General features: G+C 37.2%; 18 protein-coding genes and 1 riboswitch. Of the genes, 7 read left to right on the forward strand and 11 right to left on the reverse strand.

From position 1 onward, the window contains the following. Window positions 1-14 precede the first annotated feature (14 nt). Window positions 15-1,784 carry a B12-binding domain-containing radical SAM protein gene (locus tag AC2YJL_RS17715; RefSeq protein WP_230932040.1) on the forward strand — a complete coding sequence of 590 codons (1,770 nt, stop codon included), beginning with the start codon at window positions 15-17 and terminating at the stop codon, window positions 1,782-1,784. 26 nt (window positions 1,785-1,810) lie between these two features. Here AC2YJL_RS17715 and AC2YJL_RS17720 read toward each other — a convergent pair whose 3' ends face one another. From AC2YJL_RS17720 to phaR, 6 genes are all read right to left on the reverse strand, one after another. Continuing rightward, entirely contained in the window at window positions 1,811-1,984 is a 174-nt protein-coding gene (locus AC2YJL_RS17720; protein ID WP_013055943.1) for a thiamine pyrophosphate-dependent enzyme, read from the reverse strand. Between the two features lie 2 nt (window positions 1,985-1,986). Then, window positions 1,987-2,148 carry a hypothetical protein gene (locus AC2YJL_RS17725; protein WP_013055942.1) on the reverse strand — a complete coding sequence of 54 codons (162 nt, stop codon included), beginning with the start codon at window positions 2,146-2,148 and terminating at the stop codon, window positions 1,987-1,989. A 285-nt stretch (window positions 2,149-2,433) separates the two neighbouring features. Further along, window positions 2,434-3,813, reverse strand: coding sequence for a TrkH family potassium uptake protein (locus tag AC2YJL_RS17730; RefSeq protein ID WP_256656514.1), 1,380 nt, complete (start codon window positions 3,811-3,813; stop codon window positions 2,434-2,436). 268 nt (window positions 3,814-4,081) lie between these two features. Further along, complete coding sequence (locus tag AC2YJL_RS17735) at window positions 4,082-5,170, reverse strand: class III poly(R)-hydroxyalkanoic acid synthase subunit PhaC (protein ID WP_028407874.1); 1,089 nt, start codon at window positions 5,168-5,170, stop codon at window positions 4,082-4,084. A gap of 76 nt (window positions 5,171-5,246) precedes the next feature. Further along, the gene (gene phbB, locus AC2YJL_RS17740; protein WP_014461095.1) at window positions 5,247-5,990 is read right to left on the reverse strand and encodes an acetoacetyl-CoA reductase; all 744 of its coding nucleotides are present in this window, start codon (window positions 5,988-5,990) and stop codon (window positions 5,247-5,249) included. An 81-nt stretch (window positions 5,991-6,071) separates the two neighbouring features. Beyond that, window positions 6,072-6,671, reverse strand: a complete 600-nt coding sequence (gene phaR / locus AC2YJL_RS17745; protein WP_251567561.1) for a polyhydroxyalkanoic acid synthase subunit PhaR — start codon at window positions 6,669-6,671, stop codon at window positions 6,072-6,074. A 353-nt stretch (window positions 6,672-7,024) separates the two neighbouring features. Between phaR and phaQ the strand changes: the two genes are divergently transcribed. The 3 genes from phaQ (at window position 7,025) to AC2YJL_RS17760 (ending at window position 8,526) form a co-directional block, all read left to right on the forward strand. Beyond that, the gene (gene phaQ, locus AC2YJL_RS17750; protein WP_013082201.1) at window positions 7,025-7,504 is read left to right on the forward strand and encodes a poly-beta-hydroxybutyrate-responsive repressor; all 480 of its coding nucleotides are present in this window, start codon (window positions 7,025-7,027) and stop codon (window positions 7,502-7,504) included. A gap of 168 nt (window positions 7,505-7,672) precedes the next feature. Then, window positions 7,673-8,185 (forward strand): polyhydroxyalkanoic acid inclusion protein PhaP, encoded by a 513-nt coding sequence (gene phaP / locus AC2YJL_RS17755; protein WP_014461097.1) that lies wholly within the window; start codon window positions 7,673-7,675, stop codon window positions 8,183-8,185. A gap of 143 nt (window positions 8,186-8,328) precedes the next feature. Next, complete coding sequence (locus AC2YJL_RS17760; RefSeq protein WP_013055933.1) at window positions 8,329-8,526, forward strand: alpha/beta-type small acid-soluble spore protein; 198 nt, start codon at window positions 8,329-8,331, stop codon at window positions 8,524-8,526. A 51-nt stretch (window positions 8,527-8,577) separates the two neighbouring features. Here the strand turns inward: AC2YJL_RS17760 and sigI are convergent, their stop codons facing one another. The 5 genes from sigI to AC2YJL_RS17785 all read right to left on the reverse strand — a co-directional run bounded on the left by sigI (window position 8,578) and on the right by AC2YJL_RS17785 (window position 17,084). Further along, window positions 8,578-9,288, reverse strand: a complete 711-nt coding sequence (gene sigI / locus AC2YJL_RS17765) for an RNA polymerase sigma factor SigI (protein ID WP_230932039.1) — start codon at window positions 9,286-9,288, stop codon at window positions 8,578-8,580. Window positions 9,289-9,660: 372 nt separating this feature from the next. Beyond that, a complete protein-coding gene (locus tag AC2YJL_RS17770) occupies window positions 9,661-10,476 on the reverse strand; it encodes a TerC family protein (RefSeq protein ID WP_230932038.1) in 816 nt (271 codons plus the stop codon). 95 nt (window positions 10,477-10,571) lie between these two features. Then, window positions 10,572-10,667: riboswitch (yybP-ykoY riboswitch) on the reverse strand. Between the two features lie 76 nt (window positions 10,668-10,743). Beyond that, window positions 10,744-13,767, reverse strand: a complete 3,024-nt coding sequence (locus AC2YJL_RS17775) for a PAS domain S-box protein (RefSeq protein WP_487374819.1) — start codon at window positions 13,765-13,767, stop codon at window positions 10,744-10,746. Window positions 13,768-13,926: 159 nt separating this feature from the next. Next, the gene (locus AC2YJL_RS17780; RefSeq protein ID WP_028407869.1) at window positions 13,927-14,670 is read right to left on the reverse strand and encodes a LytR/AlgR family response regulator transcription factor; all 744 of its coding nucleotides are present in this window, start codon (window positions 14,668-14,670) and stop codon (window positions 13,927-13,929) included. Between the two features lie 758 nt (window positions 14,671-15,428). Continuing rightward, a complete protein-coding gene (locus AC2YJL_RS17785) occupies window positions 15,429-17,084 on the reverse strand; it encodes an alkaline phosphatase (RefSeq protein WP_487374820.1) in 1,656 nt (551 codons plus the stop codon). 202 nt (window positions 17,085-17,286) lie between these two features. Here AC2YJL_RS17785 and AC2YJL_RS17790 point away from each other — a divergent pair, with 202 nt between their 5' ends. The 3 genes from AC2YJL_RS17790 to AC2YJL_RS17800 are packed head-to-tail and all read left to right on the forward strand — an operon-like array spanning window position 17,287 to window position 21,044. Next, the gene (locus AC2YJL_RS17790) at window positions 17,287-18,807 is read left to right on the forward strand and encodes a spore germination protein (protein WP_050688226.1); all 1,521 of its coding nucleotides are present in this window, start codon (window positions 17,287-17,289) and stop codon (window positions 18,805-18,807) included. Between the two features lie 14 nt (window positions 18,808-18,821). Next, window positions 18,822-19,907: a Ger(x)C family spore germination protein gene (locus AC2YJL_RS17795; RefSeq protein WP_230932034.1), complete on the forward strand. Its 1,086-nt coding sequence runs from the start codon at window positions 18,822-18,824 to the stop codon at window positions 19,905-19,907. Window positions 19,908-19,919: 12 nt separating this feature from the next. Continuing rightward, window positions 19,920-21,044, forward strand: coding sequence for a GerAB/ArcD/ProY family transporter (locus tag AC2YJL_RS17800; protein WP_230932033.1), 1,125 nt, complete (start codon window positions 19,920-19,922; stop codon window positions 21,042-21,044). The last annotated feature ends 17 nt before the right edge of the window (window positions 21,045-21,061 follow it).

Consider the following 21,061-nt stretch of genomic DNA (forward strand, 5'->3'; position numbering starts at 1 on the left):
AAGGAGCTTTTTGAATGAACATTGTTGTCAGTACATTGAATGCGAAGTATATCCATACTTCTTTAGCCCTTCGATGTTTAAAAGCCTATGCAGAGCCTGACTATAAAGTGGATATGGCCGAATATACGATTAAAGATCCTGCTATGAACATTGTCACGGATTTATATAAACGCAACCCAGATATTATTGGTTTCAGCTGTTACATTTGGAATATTGAAGAAACGATTAAAGTGGCACAAATGCTTAAAAAGATCAATCCCGAGCTCATCATTATATTCGGTGGACCAGAAGTAACCTATGATGTAACTCACTGGCTAGAGCGTATTCCTGAAGCTGACTTTATCGCGATCGGTGAAGGAGAAGAAACATTCAAGCAGCTGTTGGACGAACTTCACGGAGAGCGTCAATTTGAAAACGTAAGCGGCGTGGCTTTCCGAAAAGAAGGAAAACCAGTTGTAAACCCGCAGCGCAATAAAATTGACCTGCGCGAAATGCCTTCTCCTTTCCGTTTTGAAGAAGACCGCCAAGAACTTTCAAAACGCGTTGTGTATATTGAAACGAGCCGCGGCTGTCCGTTTAGCTGTCAGTTCTGTCTCTCTTCTATTGAAGTAGGCGTTCGTTATTTCGATAGAGAAAAGGTAAAAGAGGATATTCGCTATTTGATGGATAACGGAGCGCGCACGATTAAGTTCGTAGACCGCACGTTCAACATCAGCCGCAGCTACGCCATGGAAATGTTCCAATTTTTAATTGATGAACACCGTGAAGACACCGTATTTCAATTTGAAATTACTGCCGATATTATGCGCCCAGAAGTTATTCAGTTCTTAAACGATCATGCGCCAAAAGGATTATTCCGCTTTGAAATTGGCGTTCAATCTACAAATGATGCTGTCAATGAACTAGTCAAACGCAAACAAAACTTTAAAAAGTTAACGCGTACCGTAACAATGGTAAAAGAAGGCGGAAAGATCGACCAGCATTTAGACTTAATCGCGGGACTGCCAGACGAAGATTATAACTCATTTAAAAATACGTTTAATGATGTATTTGCACTTCGCCCTGAAGAGCTTCAGCTAGGCTTTTTGAAAATGCTTCGCGGCACCGGCTTACGCTTAAGTGCGCCTCGCTATAATTATCAATACATGGATCAGTCGCCTTATGAAATTTTAAGCAATAACGTCTTGCCATTTTCAGATGTCGTACGTATTAAACATGTAGAAGATATTTTAGAAAAGTTTTGGAATGACCATCGAATGGATGAAACAATAGAGTTTTTAGTAGAGCACTGCTATGATACACCTTTTGATTTCTTCCAAAACTTCGGGACTTATTGGGATGAAATGGGCTGGGTTCGAATCGGCCATCAGCTTGAAGATTTATTCAGACGCCTTAGACAGTATATTGAAACAGAGAATTTTTCAAATGAAGAAATGATTGAAGGGTTTATGAAAATTGATTATTTACAAAACCAAAAGCATAAGCCTCGTAAACCTTGGTGGGACGATAAAGTAGAAAAACAAATCCGCTCTCATTACTATCAGCAAATGCTTGCTAACCCTTCTATTATGGGACAGGCTTTTGAAGCTGAGCAGCTCGCTGAAAAAGAATTATACAAGCACACTGTTTTAGAGATTCTGCCATTTGACTATATGTATTATAAACAAACGGGAAAAATAAATGAACAACCATCTGTTCTTCTTGCTTATTATGATCAAAAAGCAAATGATACAAAACTTTATTCAGCACCTGTAGAGGCATTTGGCCTTCCAGTTGTAAGCTAAAACCTCGGATATCCGAGGTTTTTTCTTTAACATTCTTTTTTCTTTTTTTGCTCTTTATCAGACTTTGTCTTTCCTAAAGATTCATATATTTTAGCTGCGTTAGGATCGCCCATTTCCGCTCCGAACTCTTCTTGCAGTAACTGTTTTTGCTTCGCTTCAGTGCTTGCGATATGCTTATTATTTTGTTTATGTTTGCTCATCGTTATTTACCTTGCTTTCCTTTTTTCGAATTACGATTCGCGCCTTTAGCCGGCTCCTCGCCGCCAGCATATTCAGCCGCAAATTCTGCATCTGAAAGGCTCTCTTTTGGTGTATTATTGTTAGTCAGTGCTGATTTGTACCCTACTTTACGCTTTGCCATCATATATCCCTCCTATGCTTGGAAGTCCATTGAACTTCCTTTTCTTAGAATGCACTTTCTGATGCGTAATATAAGCAGAAAAAGCTGTAAAAAAGCTGTTGAAACATAACGAAATCACTTTAATCTAAAGACAAACAAATGGGATAAATGAGTTCATCTGAACAGCTGGAAGCAGCTAAACATATGAGACCTATGTTTTACCATCATAAAAAGATCCGAACGAGCTTGATTAAGAATTAAGCTCGTTCGGATCCTTCTTCAATTAACATATTTTTACCTCAGCCCCTTTTATCCAATAATAATACGTTCTTTCGGATAGTGATAATCCGGTCCAGACGTTGGACGGCGAAGCATTAAAATAAATGAAAACATGCCGATTCGGCCAATAAACATTAAAATCATAATAACGCATTTACCGATATCAGAAAGCCCTCCTGTAATTCCCATTGATAAACCTGTTGTCCCAAAAGCTGAACACACTTCAAAAATAAGCTCAATGAGAGAAAAATGTTCTGTAATACTTAAAATAAGAAGAGAAATCGAGCAAATGATTACCGCTAACATCGATACAGCTACTGATTTAATAATGTCATCTTCATGAATTTCGCGGCGAAAAATTTTAATCGTCTTATTTCCTCTTACGTAATAAAACAGGAAAAGAATATTTAATGCAAACGTCGTCGTACGAATTCCTCCCCCTACTGAGCTCGGTGAAGCCCCGATAAACATCATCGCGCTCATCATAATTAACGTAGGAAGCGAAAACTCATTAATATTCATGGTCGCCACTCCTCCGCTCCTTGTAGCAGCGGATTGGAAAAACGCATAAAAAAACGATTCATCCCAAGACTTATCTGCTAAAAATCCTGAATGCTCTAGCACAAGAATCAAGATTGTCCCCCCTGCTAACAGCAGAAAAAACATAATAGTCGTTAGCTTCGTAAATAGCGAAAACTGAAATTTACGCTTATCTTTAAATGTTAAAAAATAGTGCTTAATTTCAATTAATACAGGGAATCCAATCGCTCCAAGCGTAATTAAAATAACGGTTACCACTTGTACAAAATAATCATGGGCATACGGAATAAATGAAGATCCTGTAATATCAAAGCCAGCATTTGTTGTAGCGCTGACAGAAGCAAAGAAACCATGCAGAAACGCATCTGTCCAGCTCGAATAATAACGGAGAAAATGTAATCCCAAAACAATGGCGCCAACTAGTTCAATGGCAAAAATAATAAATAAAATATTTCTCATCAAGTCAACTAATCCTGATAAGCGGGATTGGTTATGGTCTGTCATAATGAGCTGACGTTCCTTTAAACCGATTTTTTTACCCAAAATCATCCAAATAAATGTACTCAGTGTCATTACACCAATACCACCGATTTGAAAAATAAAAGCGAGCAAAAAATAGCCCGTCGTACTAAATGTATCCGGAGTAGAGACAGGTGTCAGCCCTGTTACACTTACCGCACTGACGGCAATAAATAAGCGATCAATAAATGCTAACTTCACTCCCGGCTTTAAAGCTTCTGGAATACTAAGTAATAGAAATCCAAGCGTAACAGCCACTATGTAAAATGTAACAATAATTTGAGCTGAAGACATCTGCCTTACTCGTCGTTTCCATGGTTGCGGCATAATCTGACATTCCTTTTTTGTTATAATACTAATAGTTTTCTTCTTTCTTCCCAAAGCATACTCATTGTTACACGGATCGCAATATCCATGTAAAAAATCCCATGTTTAAGAAGGTGACTACATTAGTATAAAAGAAGTCACCTCACTTGTCATTAGATATCATAAATCCCGACAGCCCGCATAAAGAATCATCACTCAATATTGTCTGCTTACACAAAAAAACGAACCACTAATATCAGTGGTTCGTTTTTCACTTAGGCTAAAATACTTTTGTCCCAGCCTCGTCTTTATTTTATTTAGAGCGTTTTTCTAGCCAATCGCCGATTGAAGGATATGTTTCCTTCACTGCTTTTGGACCAAATACAACAGATACGTGACCTGTTTGCAACAATTTATACTCTTTATCTTCACTTGAAACAGCGTCCATTAAAGCTGCCACTTGATGCGGCATCGCAATATGATCACGGCTAGCAGCAATGTTTAAAATATTAGCTTTAATATTTTTCAAATCTACTTTGCGTCCGCGAACTTCAAGTTCACCATTGATTAATTTGTTTTGTTGATAGAAGTCACGAATCCACTGACGATAAGCTTCACCAGCAAATGGGATGCCGTCAGCCACCCACTTTTGCATGAGCTTCCAGCTTTCAACAAAACGCTGATTTTCCGAACGGTCCACCAATGTTACATATGGACCGTAGAAATTCGTGATTGGCTTTAACATCTTGTTTCCAAAGTCAATCATCTCTGGAGGGATATTTCCAAATGTATCTACTGCTTTATCTAAATTAAAGTAGCGATCGTCTAGGAATGCCCCGTATAAACCTGTATCCGAGAAATCAAATGGACTTGTCATAAAAATTAAGTTTTTAATCGGCAAGTCTTCATTTAATGCAGCAAAAATAGATGTCATGGTTCCGCCCATGCAGTAACCAAGAACAGACAACTCAGGAGATTTAGAAGTGCGGAGCACCTTTTTCGCCGCTTTTGGAATATAATCCACAATATAATCATCTAGCTTCATATTGCTGTCTTCAAGCCCAGGAGTTCCCCAGTCAAGTAAATACACGTCAAAACCGCGATTTAATAAGTATTCAACAAGGCTGTTTCCAGGCGTTAAATCTAAAATATACGGTTTATTGATCAGTGCATATACGAGTAAAATTGGTGTTTTATGCAGGTTATCTTTTACTGGCGTATAGCGATATAATTTCGCTTTATTCTTTTTCCAAATAACCTCTTTTGGTGTTAATCCAACTTCCGGTTCCGCTTCTGTTGTCATAATTTCATATGCACGCTTAAAACGTCTTGCAGAACTTTTATATTCACTTGGCATTGATTTGATTAATTTTTCCCACTCTTGCACGTAAGGAATTGCCACGAATATACACACCCTTTCATTTCATTAGTAGTTAGTTAACAAGCACAGCCCCGACAAAAGTCAGGGCCAGCATCTATTACATGTATAAGCCGCCGTTAATGTTTAACTGTTGTCCTGTAATGTACGCGCCGTCTTTTGCTAAGTAAACCACTCCGCGTGCAATTTCTTCAGCGTGGCCTAAGCGACGAGTTGGGATTTTTGCTACAACTTTTGCACGAACTTCTTCTGGCATTGCCATTACCATTTCCGTTTCAATAAATCCTGGGCAAATTGCATTAACTGTTACGCCTGACTTAGCTAATTCAAGAGCTAATGATTTAGTGAATCCTAGCATACCTGCTTTAGCAGCTGAGTAGTTTGTTTGACCAAATCCGCCCGCTTGACCAATAATTGATGAAATATTGATAACACGACCGCCTTCAGATTCTAAAAGGTGCGTTAGCGCAGCTGATGTTGTGTTGTATACGCTATGTAAGTTTACATCAATTACTTTTTTCCAATCTTCTTCACCTAACTTCTTGAATGAACGGTCGCGCGTAATTCCAGCATTGTTTACTAGAATGTCTAATTGACCAAACGCAGCTTTTGTTTCTTCGATTAGGTGTTTTGCTTGATCTACATAAGACACGTCAGCTTGAACCGCAATAGCTTCTCCGCCGTTGTCTTTAATTTCTTTGACAATTGCTTCTGCAGATTCTTTACTGCTGTTATAGTTTACTGCTACTTTTACTCCATTAGAAGCAAGCTCACGTGTAATTGCTGCCCCGATACCTTTAGATCCGCCTGTTACGATTGCTACTTTACCTTGTAATGTTGTCATGAAAAATTTCCCCCTTGCTTCTTCAGCGATGATTTTTACTGTAAATACAGCAGTTAATGTTGTTATAAAATCCCCTATACCTTACTTGCGAGCCGGCTGCTCAGTTTTTTGAGCGTTTGACGGTTTTGCTTCAGATTTATCTTCTGCCTTTGGCTTTTCAGCTAATTTTTCTTGTTTTTCTAAAAGCTGAGCCTGAAGCTGCTCACCTTGAGTTTTAATTTGTTTTTGAATAGTTTCTTTTAACTCGTCTTGTGTTTTTTGCTGCCCTTCAAGAAGAGACAAAACTTTGTCGAGTTTTTTGTCTAACGATTTGACATCAGATTTCAGCTTAGTGACGTCTTTTTTCAAAGCAGATGCACTTTCTTGCTGTGCTTCTAGTTCATCAAAACGATCGTCAAATTGCTCTTCTAATAATTCTACTTTTTCTTCCACATTGATAACTAATGACGCAACGTTTGCTACATCTTCTTTTGTGGGTACATTTACTTGGTGCAGATAGCGCCCCGTTACTTCATTTACTGCTTGTTGATATTGAAGGTTCATATTTAGCACATTTCCCATGAGCTGGGAAAATTCTTCACGATTCATATTGTCCCCAATAACTTTACCCCAGTAAGATTCGGTTTTGTCATATACGTCTTTCCATGCTTGAAACGGATCAAATACTTTTTGCTGTTCCAAAACTCCATCTCCTTTCTTGTGTACGTTAAAAGTGATGGCTTTCAATATGGACACTTAATGTGACAAGCGACATATTAGAAGCTCTAAGTAAACGCAACCAATTTTGCGTTTATTTATTGGATAATGTAAATCTTTTCACAATTCACTTACCAACAAATTATAAATGTTATAAAAATTACCTACATGTACTATTATAAATACGTTTTCCAAAATAAACAATTCTAAATCTTTGTTTATTTTTGAATTTTTTTGACGCTTTTTGTCGAAATCCAAAAAATCGTTCTTTTTTCCTGTATTTGAAAGACCTGTTTTAAAGTGTTGACAATTTTTTCATCTAGGTGTAAATTACACATATGGAAAACAAATTCTCTTTTTTCGAAGGGGTGATTACCTTGGGATCAAGTGAAAAAGATAACACCTCTAATTCAAACAACTTAGAAAAATCGATTAGCGGTGCACCAAAAAACTTGATGGTTCCTTTTCTTCTTTTAAGTTTGAGAGGTTGGAATCTACATGGTTACAAGCTCATTCAGCAACTAATGAGCTTTGGATTCACATCAGTTGATCAGGGAAATGTCTACCGCACGCTGAGACAGCTTGAAAAAGACAACTTGATTACATCGCAATGGGATACGTCAGCTGAAGGACCTGCACGCCGGATTTATTCATTAACAGATGCCGGCGAACAATATTTAAGCATGTGGGCTAATTCACTTGAACAGTATCAAAACATGTTAGATTCATTTTTTCACATGTATACCGACATGTTGTTCCCTTTTAGCTCTTCTTCTTCTAAAAAGTCAAAAGAATCAAAAGAGGAAGAAAACGATTAAAGGGATTCACGCAGTACATCTGCGTTTCCTAATATAATGTTAAATTTCACGGTCAACCAGCGAGCGCGGAATGTTAGGTTTATCACACAACTACGAATTTCTTCTTTAACGTTTTGTTCATTACGATAACTGTTCGCCAGACCAAATTATTCAAGGAGGAATTTGATTATGTCAACAGTAAAGTATGATACAGTAATTGATGCAATGTGGGAACAATGGACAAAGGGGTTACAAAACATTGCAGACGGAAACAAACAAATTGAGCAATGGACGTTAAAAGCACTTGAGCAACAGCAAGAATTTGTAACAAAAGCAGTTGAACAACTTCAAGCAACAGACAAACAATGGAAAGCTGAATTAGAAGATCTTCAACAAAAAACAGTTGAAAACTTACGTAAAACAGCTGGAAACGCTGTTGCCGATTCTTATGAAGAATGGACAAACCGCACGCATGAAGCATTAAATAAATTACAAGAGCTTTCTCTTAACCAAAGCAAATCAAGCTATTCTTTAGTAAAGCAAGCTCAAGAACAATATCATCAAGTAGTAACACAATTAGTAGAAGAGCAAAAGAAAACGCGCCAAGAATTCCAACACGTATCTGATGCATACGTAGAACAAGTAAAATCTCTTCAAAAGTCATTTGCTCAGTCTCTTGAGCAATATGCAGTTGTAAAATAATATATAAAAAAGCCCAGCTTCTTTGAAAGCTGGGCTTTTTTATACTTTCTTGCAAACCATTACCAGTATGCAAAATAGGAAACAACAAATAATACAGATACAGCAGTGAACTGCTGTACCACTAAAAAAGGAGATGACTAATCATGGCTAGAACAAATAAACTATTAACACCAGGCGTAGAACAATTTTTAGATCAATATAAATATGAAATCGCTCAAGAATTTGGGGTAACTCTAGGTTCTGACACTGCTGCACGCAGCAACGGTTCAGTAGGCGGAGAAATCACAAAACGCTTGGTGCAACAAGCTCAAGCTCACTTAAGCGGCAGCACACAAAAATAAAACATAACTTCATAACATGGCTAAAAAAAGGCACCTGCGTGTGCCTTTTTCTTACATAATATAATCTTTTAAATACACGTAGTCCCCCGCTAATATAATAACCATCGCGATAATATATTTACGGTTTCTTTCAATTGTTTTCCGGCTCACTTTGACATGTTTTTCAATCAAGCGAATAGGAAGCTGCCGCTTTAAAAACAGCTTATCTTTTAATTCTTTTTCATTGACGATAAATGATGCAACTTCGACTGCATTTCCCCTTGCATCCTTATGTTTAGGAGACGTGTTGATAATGTCTTCAAGAGTTAATTTAAACAATTTTAACGCTTGACAAAAATAAGTCATTTCCTCTTGAATACATGAAGTTTCACTTTGCTTTTTATAGTTAGAAAGCGATATATCCCTCTCTACCTTACCTTGAATAAAACCTTCATTTTCAATTCGGCTATAGAGCAGCGTTTGATTTCTCTTTTCTTTTCGAATATAGTCGATGACTCTTCTTTTAATAATAAGTTCCGCAAATGCAAGAAGAGATCGTCCTTTTTGGATTGTGTAGTTTTCAATGGCTTCATTAAATGCAATCAGACCAATGCTAAATTCATCGTCAGCTTCACTTATATAACGTTTACATACAGCTGAAACAACTTTAGCAATAAACGGTTTATATTGTTGAATCATTTCGTTATGTAATTGTTTATCCCCTTGCTGAATCGTCAGTACAAGCGTTTCAAGCGATGGAGGCGTTTGAACTTTTGTGAGCATTGGCTTCACCTCTTTTACTATACTCAGTTGCTTTATACCATGTTAATATCCATTCTTTTGATGACAAACAGGGTTGAGAAGCGCTATGCTCCTTTTAATTTCCCTTTATTATAACCCATAATAGCTCAATTTTACCAATTAACATACATTTGAAATATATGTTTATAAACTGAAATAAACTTCATTGAACTGAATTACTCACGGCTGCTTCTGTTCTCTACAGAATATGAACGAAAAAGCAAAACATTCGGATATAAAATAATTAAACAGCAGTTAGTTCTTTTACCCTTTATCTAAACAATCTAAACTAGGTATTTTATCTCAATATAGAAAACGCGCCTTCAATTGACATTGAAGGCGCGTTTTTTTGTATTATTGATTTTCAATTTTCTTTAATGAATCTTTTTCTTTCTCTGAGCCTTCAAGATCAGTTTGTTCTTTGTTTTTAGATAGAAACCAGCCTGAAGCTGCTATGCCAAGTAACACAACCCAAAACGTAATTTTCCATACTTTTGATTCAGGAAAGTGTTCACTAATAATACCTAACTCCGGATGAGCAAGAGTGTAAACTGCTAGCTTAACCCCTACCCAGCCTACGATAGCAAAAGCTGCCGTTTCTAGCCCCGGGCGCGTATTTAATAGTTTGACGAACCAAGTTGCAGCAAAACGCATAATAATTAATCCCATAATTCCTCCGGCGAAGATCACCAAGAATTGTCCGCCATCGAGTCCGCCAATTTGAGGAAGATTTGTTGTTGGCAACGTAACGGCGAGAGCCACAGCGGCCAAAATTGAATCAACGGCAAAAGCAATGTCTGCTATTTCTACTTTTAAAACCGTCATCCAGAAACTTGAGCCCTTTTTCCCGTCTGCTTCTTTCACTTTTTCATGATCATCTTTTTTTACATATCGCTTCACAATATGATTAATGGAAATGAACAATAAGTAAATGGCTCCTATAGCTTGAAGCTGCCATACGTCGACTAAAAATGAAATTAAGAACAACGAACCAAATCTAAAAATAAAGGCACCGGCTAGTCCGTAAAATAATGCCTTCTTGCGTTTTTCTTCTGGTAAATGTTTGACCATAATAGCCATCACAAGAGCATTATCCGCCGCCAAAATCCCTTCTAATGCAACCAGCACTAGCAATACCCATCCATACTCTAACAAAAGCGATGCATCCATAAAAATCCCCTCTCGTTTCTTGTATAAGTTTATTTATTCTCATTACCGGAATAAAACACAAAAAGACCTTTGCCAAATATGGCAAAGGTCTTGCTAAGCATAATCATTATGCCAACAAAGCCGATGGAATGCTCCATGTAATGACGACTTTGTTTCAGGTTTCCCTGACGCTACTCCCCTTTACTCCTTAAGAAGTAAATGTATTAAGTTGTTTTTATTTTACAAAAGGTCCACTAATAAGTCAATTAAAAGCCTTCTAAACTTTTGTTAAGCTTTTGTTAAGCTTTTTAATACATTCAAAAACGTTACAATATGAATAGGCTTTGTTACGTATTCACTAAAACCGACTAAAAAAGCTTGATCGATATCGCTTTGCATCGCGCTTGCACTCAAGGCGACTCGCGGAATATGCTTCAACTCTTTTTCCAGCTGAAGCTGTGTGCATACCTCAAAACCATTCATATCAGGCAGATCAATATCAATTAAGATCATATCTGGTAAAATGGACCTGATCAGCCCGATGCCGTTTTCTCCTGTTTTGGCAACTAGGAGCTCAACGTTTTTATATGGAGAAAGAATCGATTGCATAAGCTCAATATTTGTATCGTTATCCTCAATATACACAATTGAAATCGGCATGGAAAAACCCAAAAACGGCTCGGCTTCTCCTTCATCAGATAATTGTTTAGGAACAGGTGAATGTACTAAGGGAAAACGAACCCAAAATGTACTGCCTTTTCCTTCTTCACTTCGCACTCCGCACGTACCATTCATTAATACAACAAGCTGCTTTACAAGCGCCAACCCAATTCCTGTTCCGTCTTTTTCTAGTCTATTTACACGGTAGAAAGGTTCAAAAATCCGATTTAATTCTGAAGCTGGAATTCCAAAGCCCCTATCTTTAATCAATATGGTGACGTGATGCTGAGTGATCTCAGTATAGATAGTGATATTGCGATAAGCGGGCGAATATTTAATGGCGTTTGTAAGCAGATTTAATAAGATCTGCTGAAACCGAAGTTCATCTACTTCAACAAAGACTTCTTGGTATGCGTGAAAGCGAGTATAAAATATACTATGCTTATCTTTTGCTAATGGTTTCATAATTTTAAGTGCGTCTTCAATTGCTTCTTTTACCGACACTGGTTCAAGGTTAATCGCTAAGTGACCTGATTCAATCTTCGATAAATCAAGCGTTTCATTTATTAAATAAAGAAGATGATTACCTGCTTTTAAAATTTTTCGTATACGATTCAATTGTTTTTCTGTTAAATCTTTTTCCCCTTGCTCTTCCAATATTTGTGCATAACCTAAAATACTGTTCAAAGGCGTTCGAAGTTCATGACTTACCTTTGATAAAAATTCTGACTTAGCTTGATTTGCTTTTTCAGCTTCTTCTTTGGCTATAATCATTTGCTGATTGGAATGAAGCAGGTCTTGTTCTTGTTCCTGCTGCTTTGTAATATCATAAAATGTGACAACTACGCCTTTATAATATTTGCTTTCTTGAAGAGGTTCAGCATTCACCGAAAGCCAAGTCAACTTTTTCTCATTTAAATAAATGCCCATGACTGTATTTCGCACAGGCTCTTTTGTATGAAGACAGCGGACAGATGGAATATCTTCGAGTGCAAAAGCTGTGCCATCAGGATGAATAATTTCCCAGTCTAAACCAAACGGGTTAACCGATAACATTTGGTCATAAGGCACGTTTAGAATCTTAGCAGCGTATGCATTGGCAGCAATTAAGTTACCTTCAAGGTCATGAAACACCACCCCTTCTGACATTGTAGAAAGAACGGATCGATACATGCTTTCACTTTTAGCCAGCTTTTCTCTTGCTTCGTGAAGATCAGTAATATCTACTATAGAACCAATAACTTCTTGTACTTCTCCTTTGTAGATATGAGGCGTTAACTTCGTATAGTAAGCAAAGTCGTTCAAAAGTATTTCATACGACACTTTCTCTCCCGCCCATGCTTTATCATAATAACTCCTATTATCTCTTGCGTAGGATTCAGGTAAAAATTCATCAGATGTTTTTCCGACAACATCTGTTTCCTCATATCCCATTTCACGAATCATTTTGCCTTCGCACATCGTATAGACATATCCTTTACTGTTCTTCACAAATTTAAAAATAGTACCATCTTGCTGTGAAAGCGTGCGTTTTAAATCTTTTTGCAAATCCAAAAGCTGCTGTTGAGCCATTTTTCGATCTGTCACATCTTTGGCGATGACGTAACTGCCTTTAATTTGATCATGAACAATAATGGGCATTTGCGTTACTTCAACGTATACAGGCTGATTATCTTTTCGAATCAGCGTTGCCTCATAATATACAGAGTCTCCGCTCAGGGATTTCCACATATATTCTTCAGCTTTTTCAGCTTCTCTGAACATAGAAGGAAACAGGATTGTCTCCATTTTATTCAACGTGTATCCTGTTAGCTCGATTCCTTTTGGATTAATCGTTTGAATATTGCCGTACAAATCAACTGCACACACAATGTTAGGGTTGTAGTTAAAAAGAGATTGATAATACTCTTCTTTTAATTGACTTTCCCTCACTTCTTCCTGACGCTTAAAAGCAGCAACGAGCAGGAAGACAATGAGTAGCGTAATTGTGATGCTTGCAATAATATTGGAAAATGGCGCTTGATACGGCAGCCACTGGCCCCACCTTCTAGCAACTGAATGTGCAATATGCAGCTTCATTCCATACATACTGATGAAATGCATAGCTGAAATTCCAATACCCAGCAAAATAGAGCTAACAAGTTTAAGAAACGGATTAGCTTTCACGCTTTTCGAACGAAAAAACAAGTGCATCGCATAAAATGCAACGACCAGGGCGATGATGATGGAAAGCAAAACAGATAGCACGGCATAATGAATGTGTGCTTCTGTTTCGATTGCTGTCATTGCAATATAATGCGTACCCAGAATGCTGCTTCCTAAAATAAGCCCTGACCATACCGACGTGCGCCATTTCCAGAATGTCCAAAACGCAACTAATGATCCGCTAATTGCTGTTATTAAAGCAAGGACAGAAAGTACAGCATCAAAATGAAAGCTAACAGGAACATAATAAGCAAGCATCGCAATATAATGCATCGCCCCCACCCCAAGCCCCATTGAAGTTGCTGACAGTGTGAGCCACAAATAATTGTTCCGCTTCTTTTTCATCATTTTGCTCATAATATCAAGTGCTGTATAAGAGGCAAGAATCCCTACAATGACAGCAAGAAATACGGTAAATTCATTATAGTGACCAGTAATTGAAATCATTTTCTTTCCTTTCACTTTAACGTTACTTCTTCTATCTAACTCTCCTCATAAGAATTATATTACGATCATTTATTCCGAAAGCAGACACATGAAATAGACGAAACTTACATAAGCTTCGTCCTTTCATCAACATAGCTATTTTAGAAGCAGCAGCATCTTTTAATTCGTCATTAACTGATGCAGCTGTTTTTGAACGTCTTGGATTTTTAATTTTGAGATATGAGCATATTCATCAATTTCTAAGAAATAAACAAGATATGTTTCGTTTTTTGGTGTGATGTGCGAAACTTTCTGTAAATTCACGATATAAGACCGGTGTGTTTGACTAAATACAGAAGGGTTCAAATACATATAGATATCACTAATATTTTCATATGTCTCATAGACACGTGATTGAGTATAAATCAAGCATTTTTTTCCGGATTTCTCGATAAAAATAATTTGATCAATTGGAATGTAATAAGTAGAACCATTAAATTTTACAGGCAGTCTTTTTAATTGCTCACCTGGCTTTTTTGACTGATTTTTATCAATTCCAATGGAGTTTTTTGCGCGCTCTAACGCCATATAAAGTCTGGTTTTTTCAATCGGTTTTACAATGTAATCCAGTGCTGACAGCTCAAATGCCTTCACAGCAAATTCATCATAACCGGTGATAAAAATGAAATTTAAATTCGGCTTAATGCGCAGGCACTTTTTTATGGCATCTACACCGTTAATCGTAGGCATATTAATGTCTACGAGCAAAAGGTCTGGACTCTTAGCCATCACTTCCTGTACAAGCTGCTCTCCGTCTTTGCAGGTGCTAATTACTTCAAATTCCGGAAGCTGTTCTATAAAATAATCTAAAATTTCAACCGAATCTTCGTTATCATCGGCAATAATTAAGTTAATTTTGTTCATCCTGACTCCCCCTAGGATACAATGTTAAAGTATAGTACGAACTATTGCCCATTCTGTTTTATGCATGTCTACACATAGTTATAGTGTTTTTATGTTGAGATGAATGATCTACACGGACGCTAATCGTTAATGGAACGCACAACGATTGTTCATGGGGAATATTGCAATAATTGTAGGTTTTCTAGAAGAAGACATAAAAACCGTTTATCTATTATCATTTATTTTCCTAACAATGATTTAATACCCTTTTTATAATCTGTAAATCAGCATGCCAAAATCTTTATTTAACATTTTCAATAAAGGCGACACGCTTTTTTCAATCATTTTGTTTTCTCTTACTATTAAAACATGTTCTACGCTCTTTCACCCATACTTTTATTCGTTTTTTTACTTTTCAATAAAGGTAATTAATTACATTCGCAATATGTATAGTCTATTTATTCACGAAATTTATCCAAAAAGTGTAGGTATTTATTTTATTGGATTTACTATAAAAATTTTAGCATACAAAGCGACCAACTTACATATGTATTCTGGACTAGTTACATTTTGAACTATGACTATTATATCACCACATCCAGTAAATAACATGCATTAAGACTATTAAAATTACCATTTTTATAAGTCTATAGACCCTTATATCAATAAAGCAAAGTACCCTGTTCATTTACTTAATATAGAATAGATGCACCCTCCCTTTGCTTCTTGTAAAAAAATGGACTGAAAGATTCACTTTCAGCCCGTTTTTAATAAAATTTTTATTTGTTTTTTGTGACGATTTGCTGTGCTTGTTTCGGTACAAAAAAGCGATTCTTTTTATCTTGTACCACCACGCTGTCCATTTGAATTTCTTTTCCGTTTACAATAGCAATATTTTTATTTACTGGAAAACGCACCGTTCGCTTATCGTTTGTAACAACCAGCACAGGGTTGTTTTTGTCTTTTGAGTCAACCGCTACCTTTGAGCCTTTAAAAGCTTTATTTGCTTCAATAAATAATTTATTCGTTAACTCATTTAAGTTAATATTCATTGATTTAGCCATATGTTTGGCAATATCCGTATTATCAAAGTGCCCCGTTGGTCGATTTACGCCGTACGAATACAGAAATACATCCTCACCCGTATGGCCGCCCGTTGTGAATCCAAGGTTTGCTCGGTTGGCTAATAACTTGGATAGTGTAGCACTGATTTCTTTTTTATCTCTTGCTTTAGCCAGCTGCGCTTTTTCCTCTGAAGTTAGATTTGATAACCCATACAAAGCAGCTACTTCTTCTTTGTTTGATAAATCTTCTTTTAATTTAGACGTAGCACCTTCTAACGTCATTTTTGCTTTTTTTAATGGATCAATATACGCAGAAACAGGTGTGGTATCATATCCTTTTGTTGTATTTGCATTACCAATTGAAAGGCCGCTGTTTCCGTGATCGGCAATCGCAATAACCATCGTATTTCCATCTTTTTTAGCGAACTCTACTGCTTTGCCCACTGCTTCATCAAACGCTAGTACATCGCTAATCATTCCTACTGGATCATTCGCATGAGCTGCCCAATCCGTTTTGCTTCCTTCAACAAATAAGAAAAACCCGTCTTTATCTTTTGATAGTGTTGTTATTGCTTTATTTGTCATCTCGGACAACTTCGGCTGTTCTGCTTTTGTCTGTGGGCGGTCCATATCATACGCCAAGTCTCGGTCAGCGAAGCTCCCCCAGATTTTTTTGGCGCGTGACTGCTCTAATTCTTTTTTGTTTTCTACAAAGTCATATCCTCTTTTGTTCAATACATTGACTAAGTTTTCACCGTCTTTCCGGCTTTTTTCTTCTGCTCCTGGAAGAAGAGACTGCTTACCTCCTCCAAGTACTACATCCATGTTTTGATATACTTGCTGCTCTGCTAGCGTTTGAAAATCATCACGGCTATAGTTATGAGCTGAAAAACCAGCTGGTGTGGCATGCTGGATTTCAGAAGTAGCCACGATTCCTGTCGCGCGCCCTGAAAGTTTTGCTCCTTCTAGAATGTTTGCTACCGGACGAAATTGATCTTCTTTTTCTACGGATTTAACCCCAGGCGTATTTACTACCGAAGGCAACACGCCTACATAGCCTGAATTTGATTTATTTCCTGTTGCTAAAGCAGTAGCTGCCGGAGCGGAATCGGTAATAGCAGATTCTGCCGAATATGCCCGTACTCCCCCGGCCATTAGCTGATCCATGTGTAACGGTTTTCCTTTGTACCATCTTGCGAGTGTAGTAGCATTTGAACTCGTTCCGTCCATTACCATCATAATGACATTTTTAGGTTTCTTAGCTGACTTATGCTCCACTTGTGCTTCCGTTTGAATAAGTGAGTTTCCTACACCAAACGAGGCCAATGCTACTGCTCCTGCCAGTGTAATACCTGCTAATTTTTTCTTCATATCAATGTACCCGCTCCTTTATGTAATTATCTTTGACATTTCTAAAGTTATCATTTAAACGTAAACCCACTGTTTATCCATTGTAAAAGAGTGTAAAGTTTGTCTTTATATTCTTTCTTTCTTCTTGAGAAAAAATAGTCGAATAAAAAGGAAGTACATGAACAAACTACCAGTAATAGAAAGTCATGCGAGGGGCACGGTTATGTTTAAACATTTATTTAAAAAAAAGAATGCAGACGATCAGCCCAAAAAAACATTGGATGAACTGATTAAACAATTTAAAAAATCAAGTGATTTCACAACATTAGCCATTGGTTCGCAGCATCGCAAATACATCATTACTTATTTTAAGCAGCTCGTAAATATGCAGAGTGTTGAAGATAAAATACTTGAGCCTTTTCAAAAACTAGACTTCACCTTAAGCAGCGTATATGAAGTCGAAAATGTTCTGCCGATTGAAGATATTTCTGTTACAAAAGATACAAAAGAAATTTTAGAAAAACTGCTGCGCGGCTATGTGATGTTTCAATTGCATAAAGACGATAAGCTAGTAGCGCTTATTAAAGTTCAAAGTTTTGATACAGGGTTTCGAAAAGAAAATGAAACGGAAAATGAGTTCAGCGTTGTTGGTCCTAAAATTGGTTTTGTAGAGGATTTAGATGTCAATCTCTACTTAATGAGAAAAACGGTCATTTCCGAAAACCTTATTTTTAAAGAACTCACCGTAGGAAATAAATCGAAAACGCGCGTGGTGCTTGTTTACTTAGAAGGCGTAACGAACCCTCAGCACGTGGACACTATGACCCAGCGCCTTGAAGATATAGATTTCGACGTCATTTTTGATAGTACAATGCTTGATCAATTAATTTCCGATAATTCTTCTACAGCGTTTCCGCTTTTTTTAACAACAGAGCGGATTGATCGAGTCTTGTTTAGTCTGTTAAACGGGCAAGCTGCCTTCTTTTCAAGCGGTTCACCCTACGCAGTTACAGGGCCGTCAACGCTGCTTGACTTCTTTATTTCACCTGAAGACTACTATTTACCATGGGTTCTAGGATCGTTTTTCCGAGTTATTCGTATTTTAGGCGTCTTTTTCTCTATTTTTGCTACGCCTCTTTATGTAGCCATTGTTACGTATCATTATGAGATGCTTCCAAAAGACCTGCTGGGTCCTATTATCTTTTCAAGGACCAACGTTCCTTTTCCACCCGTCATCGAAGTACTTTTTTTAGAAATCACCATTGAACTGCTTCGTGAGGCCGGGGCCAGACTTCCAACAAAAGTAGGTCAAACACTGGGAATCGTAGGCGGGATTGTTATTGGGCAAGCAACAGTCGAAGCGGCGTTAACAAGCAATATTTTGCTTATTATTGTTTCACTGACAGCTTTAGCTTCTTTTACAACGCCAATTTTTAAAATGTCTAATACCATCCGACTGCTACGTTTTCCGTTTATTTTGTTTGCCACTGCGTTCGGTTTAGTCGGCATCACCTTTGGTTTTTGTTTCTTACTGGTTCATTTGCTTCGTTTAAAATCTTTGGGCATGCCTTATCTTGTTCCGCTTTTTCCGTTTCGTCCAACAGAGTATAGGGATACCTTTCTGCGATTGCCCTATAGTCATACGGCTAAGCGGCCAAGCTACTTGCGTCCTTTAGAACGCTTCCGCTATAACCCTAATAAAGCGAATAAGACTAAAAGAAAAAGTAATTTAGATAACGAGTAAAGCGGGGAAACGTCATGAAGAGAATACTTATTTTATGCACTTGCCTTACTTTCTTAACAAGCTGTGCAGACCGTGAAACGATTGACGAAATTCAAGTAGTCAACTCCATAGGATATGATTATATTCCTCAAAGCAATAAAGTCAGAGGAACGATTTTATACCCTATCTATAAATATGGACCAACGGAAGAACCAAGTATTATTGCGGCTACTGCTAATTCATCGTTTGATATTCCACTTCGCTTAAACAATAAATCATCTCTTCCGGTGGCTTTTGGGCAGCTGAGGAGCATCGTCATGGGAAAAGAATTTGCAACACATGGCGTGAATGAATTAGTAAATACAATTGCTAGAAATCCAGACCTTGGACGTAATATTAAATTAAGCATTGCAGATGGCAACGCACATGAATTATTGAGCTCCGTTACGAAAAAGAAAATTAAAGACTATCAGTTTATTTCTAATTTGATTGAACAAAATATCCGAACAGAAAACTTGCCTAACACCAATTTACAAATTTTTTTATTCAGTTTTTTTAGCGACGACCGCGACCCTTATCTTCCTGTTTTAGCCCAGCAAAAAGATGCCATTAAATTAAAGGGACTGGCGCTTTTTAAAGAACAAAAAGTCGTTACAACCATCGGAATGAAAGAAACATTTTTATTCAAGCTGCTAACGAGCGGAACAAAGCACGGCCGCTACTCAGTAAAAATTAAAGAAAGTGACCGTAAAGGCGAAATTATACTGCAAAACTTGCGCACCAAAACAAAGTATGAAATTAAAGGAAATCATCAGCATCCAAGTATTGTCGCGCACTTAACTGTTGACGGCCTTGTAAAAGAATTTCCTGGATGGATAGATTTAACAGACCCGGCTCGTATTAAAATGGTTGAAAAAACGCTTCAAAAAGAGATTGAAAAAGACGGGGATGCCTTTATTAAGAAGCTTCAGCGGCACAAAATCGACCCCATTTGTTTTACAGATTATGTTCGAAGTAAAACGCGAGGGTTTAACAGTGAAAAATTCAAAGCGCAATATCCGGATATGAATATTGAAGTAAAAGCTCGCGTTCATCTTATTCAAACCGGTATTAGCAACTAGGAGGAAGAAAAGATGCACAATACAATTAAAGAAGAAAATCAAGTTTCCCCTTCTTTTCTTTTTTTCTTAGTTCACTCTACTCAGATTGGCGTTGGAATACTAGGATTTCAGCGTTATGTTATTAAAGGTGCTGGATATGAAGCGTGGATATCTATCTTTCTTGCTGCGATCAGCGTCTGTATTTTATTAGCGATGATCTTTAATATCTTAACCCGCGAAAACAGCGATATTATTGATATTCACCGGCTATATTTTGGAAAATACCTTGGAGGAGCTTTAACTCTTGCGGCATCGGCTTATTATTTTATTTTTGCGTTAACGATTTATCGAACGTACGTAGAGATTTTACAAATATGGATGTTTCCACAGCTGGAAACATGGGTTGTATCACTTGTTTACTTGCCCATTATTTACTATACAGTTTCCGGTGGGTTTCGTGTGATCACTGGGATTGCTTTTTTTGGGGTTATGCTCCCCTTGCCGCTCATATTTGCATTGATTTACCCATTAAAATATGGGCACCTTAATAATTTATTTCCTTTATTTGACCACACGATATGGGAATTTTTAATTTCAACTAAAATGATGACTTTTGAGAATTTAGGATTTGAATCCGTGCTTTTTTTCTATCCTTTTATAAAAAATGGCTCTACTAGTCAGAAGTGGGGGCAATATGGCATTTTGTTCAGCACTTTTTTATACTTGTGCACAGCATTAGTCTCATTTGCCTACTTTAGTCAAGGACAGTTAGCTCGTACCATATGGCCAACTTTAACGATGGCCAAAATTATTGAAATTCCATTTTTACAGCGTTTTGAATATATTTTAATTTCTCTGTGGCTTTTAGTCGTTCTTCCTACTATTGCTGTCAGCGTATGGTGTACAATTCGTGGATTTAGTAAAACATTTAATAAGCCGCCTACGATTTTTCTCATATTAGTTCTTATTGCCCTTCTTGGTTTCTCTATTTTCTTTGATGATCGGGAAACCATCGATCAGCTTAATACACGATTATCCATGACTGGCTTTTACTTTATTTATGGCTACATTCCCTTCCTTTTTCTCTATAGCCTCATTCGAGCCAAAATAAAACAAAAGAAAGCACAAAAAGAAGAGCGTGAGCCAACTTTAAGTTGAATCACGCTCTTTTTTTC

The sequence above is a fragment of the Priestia sp. SRI_019 genome, assembly GCF_057586255.1.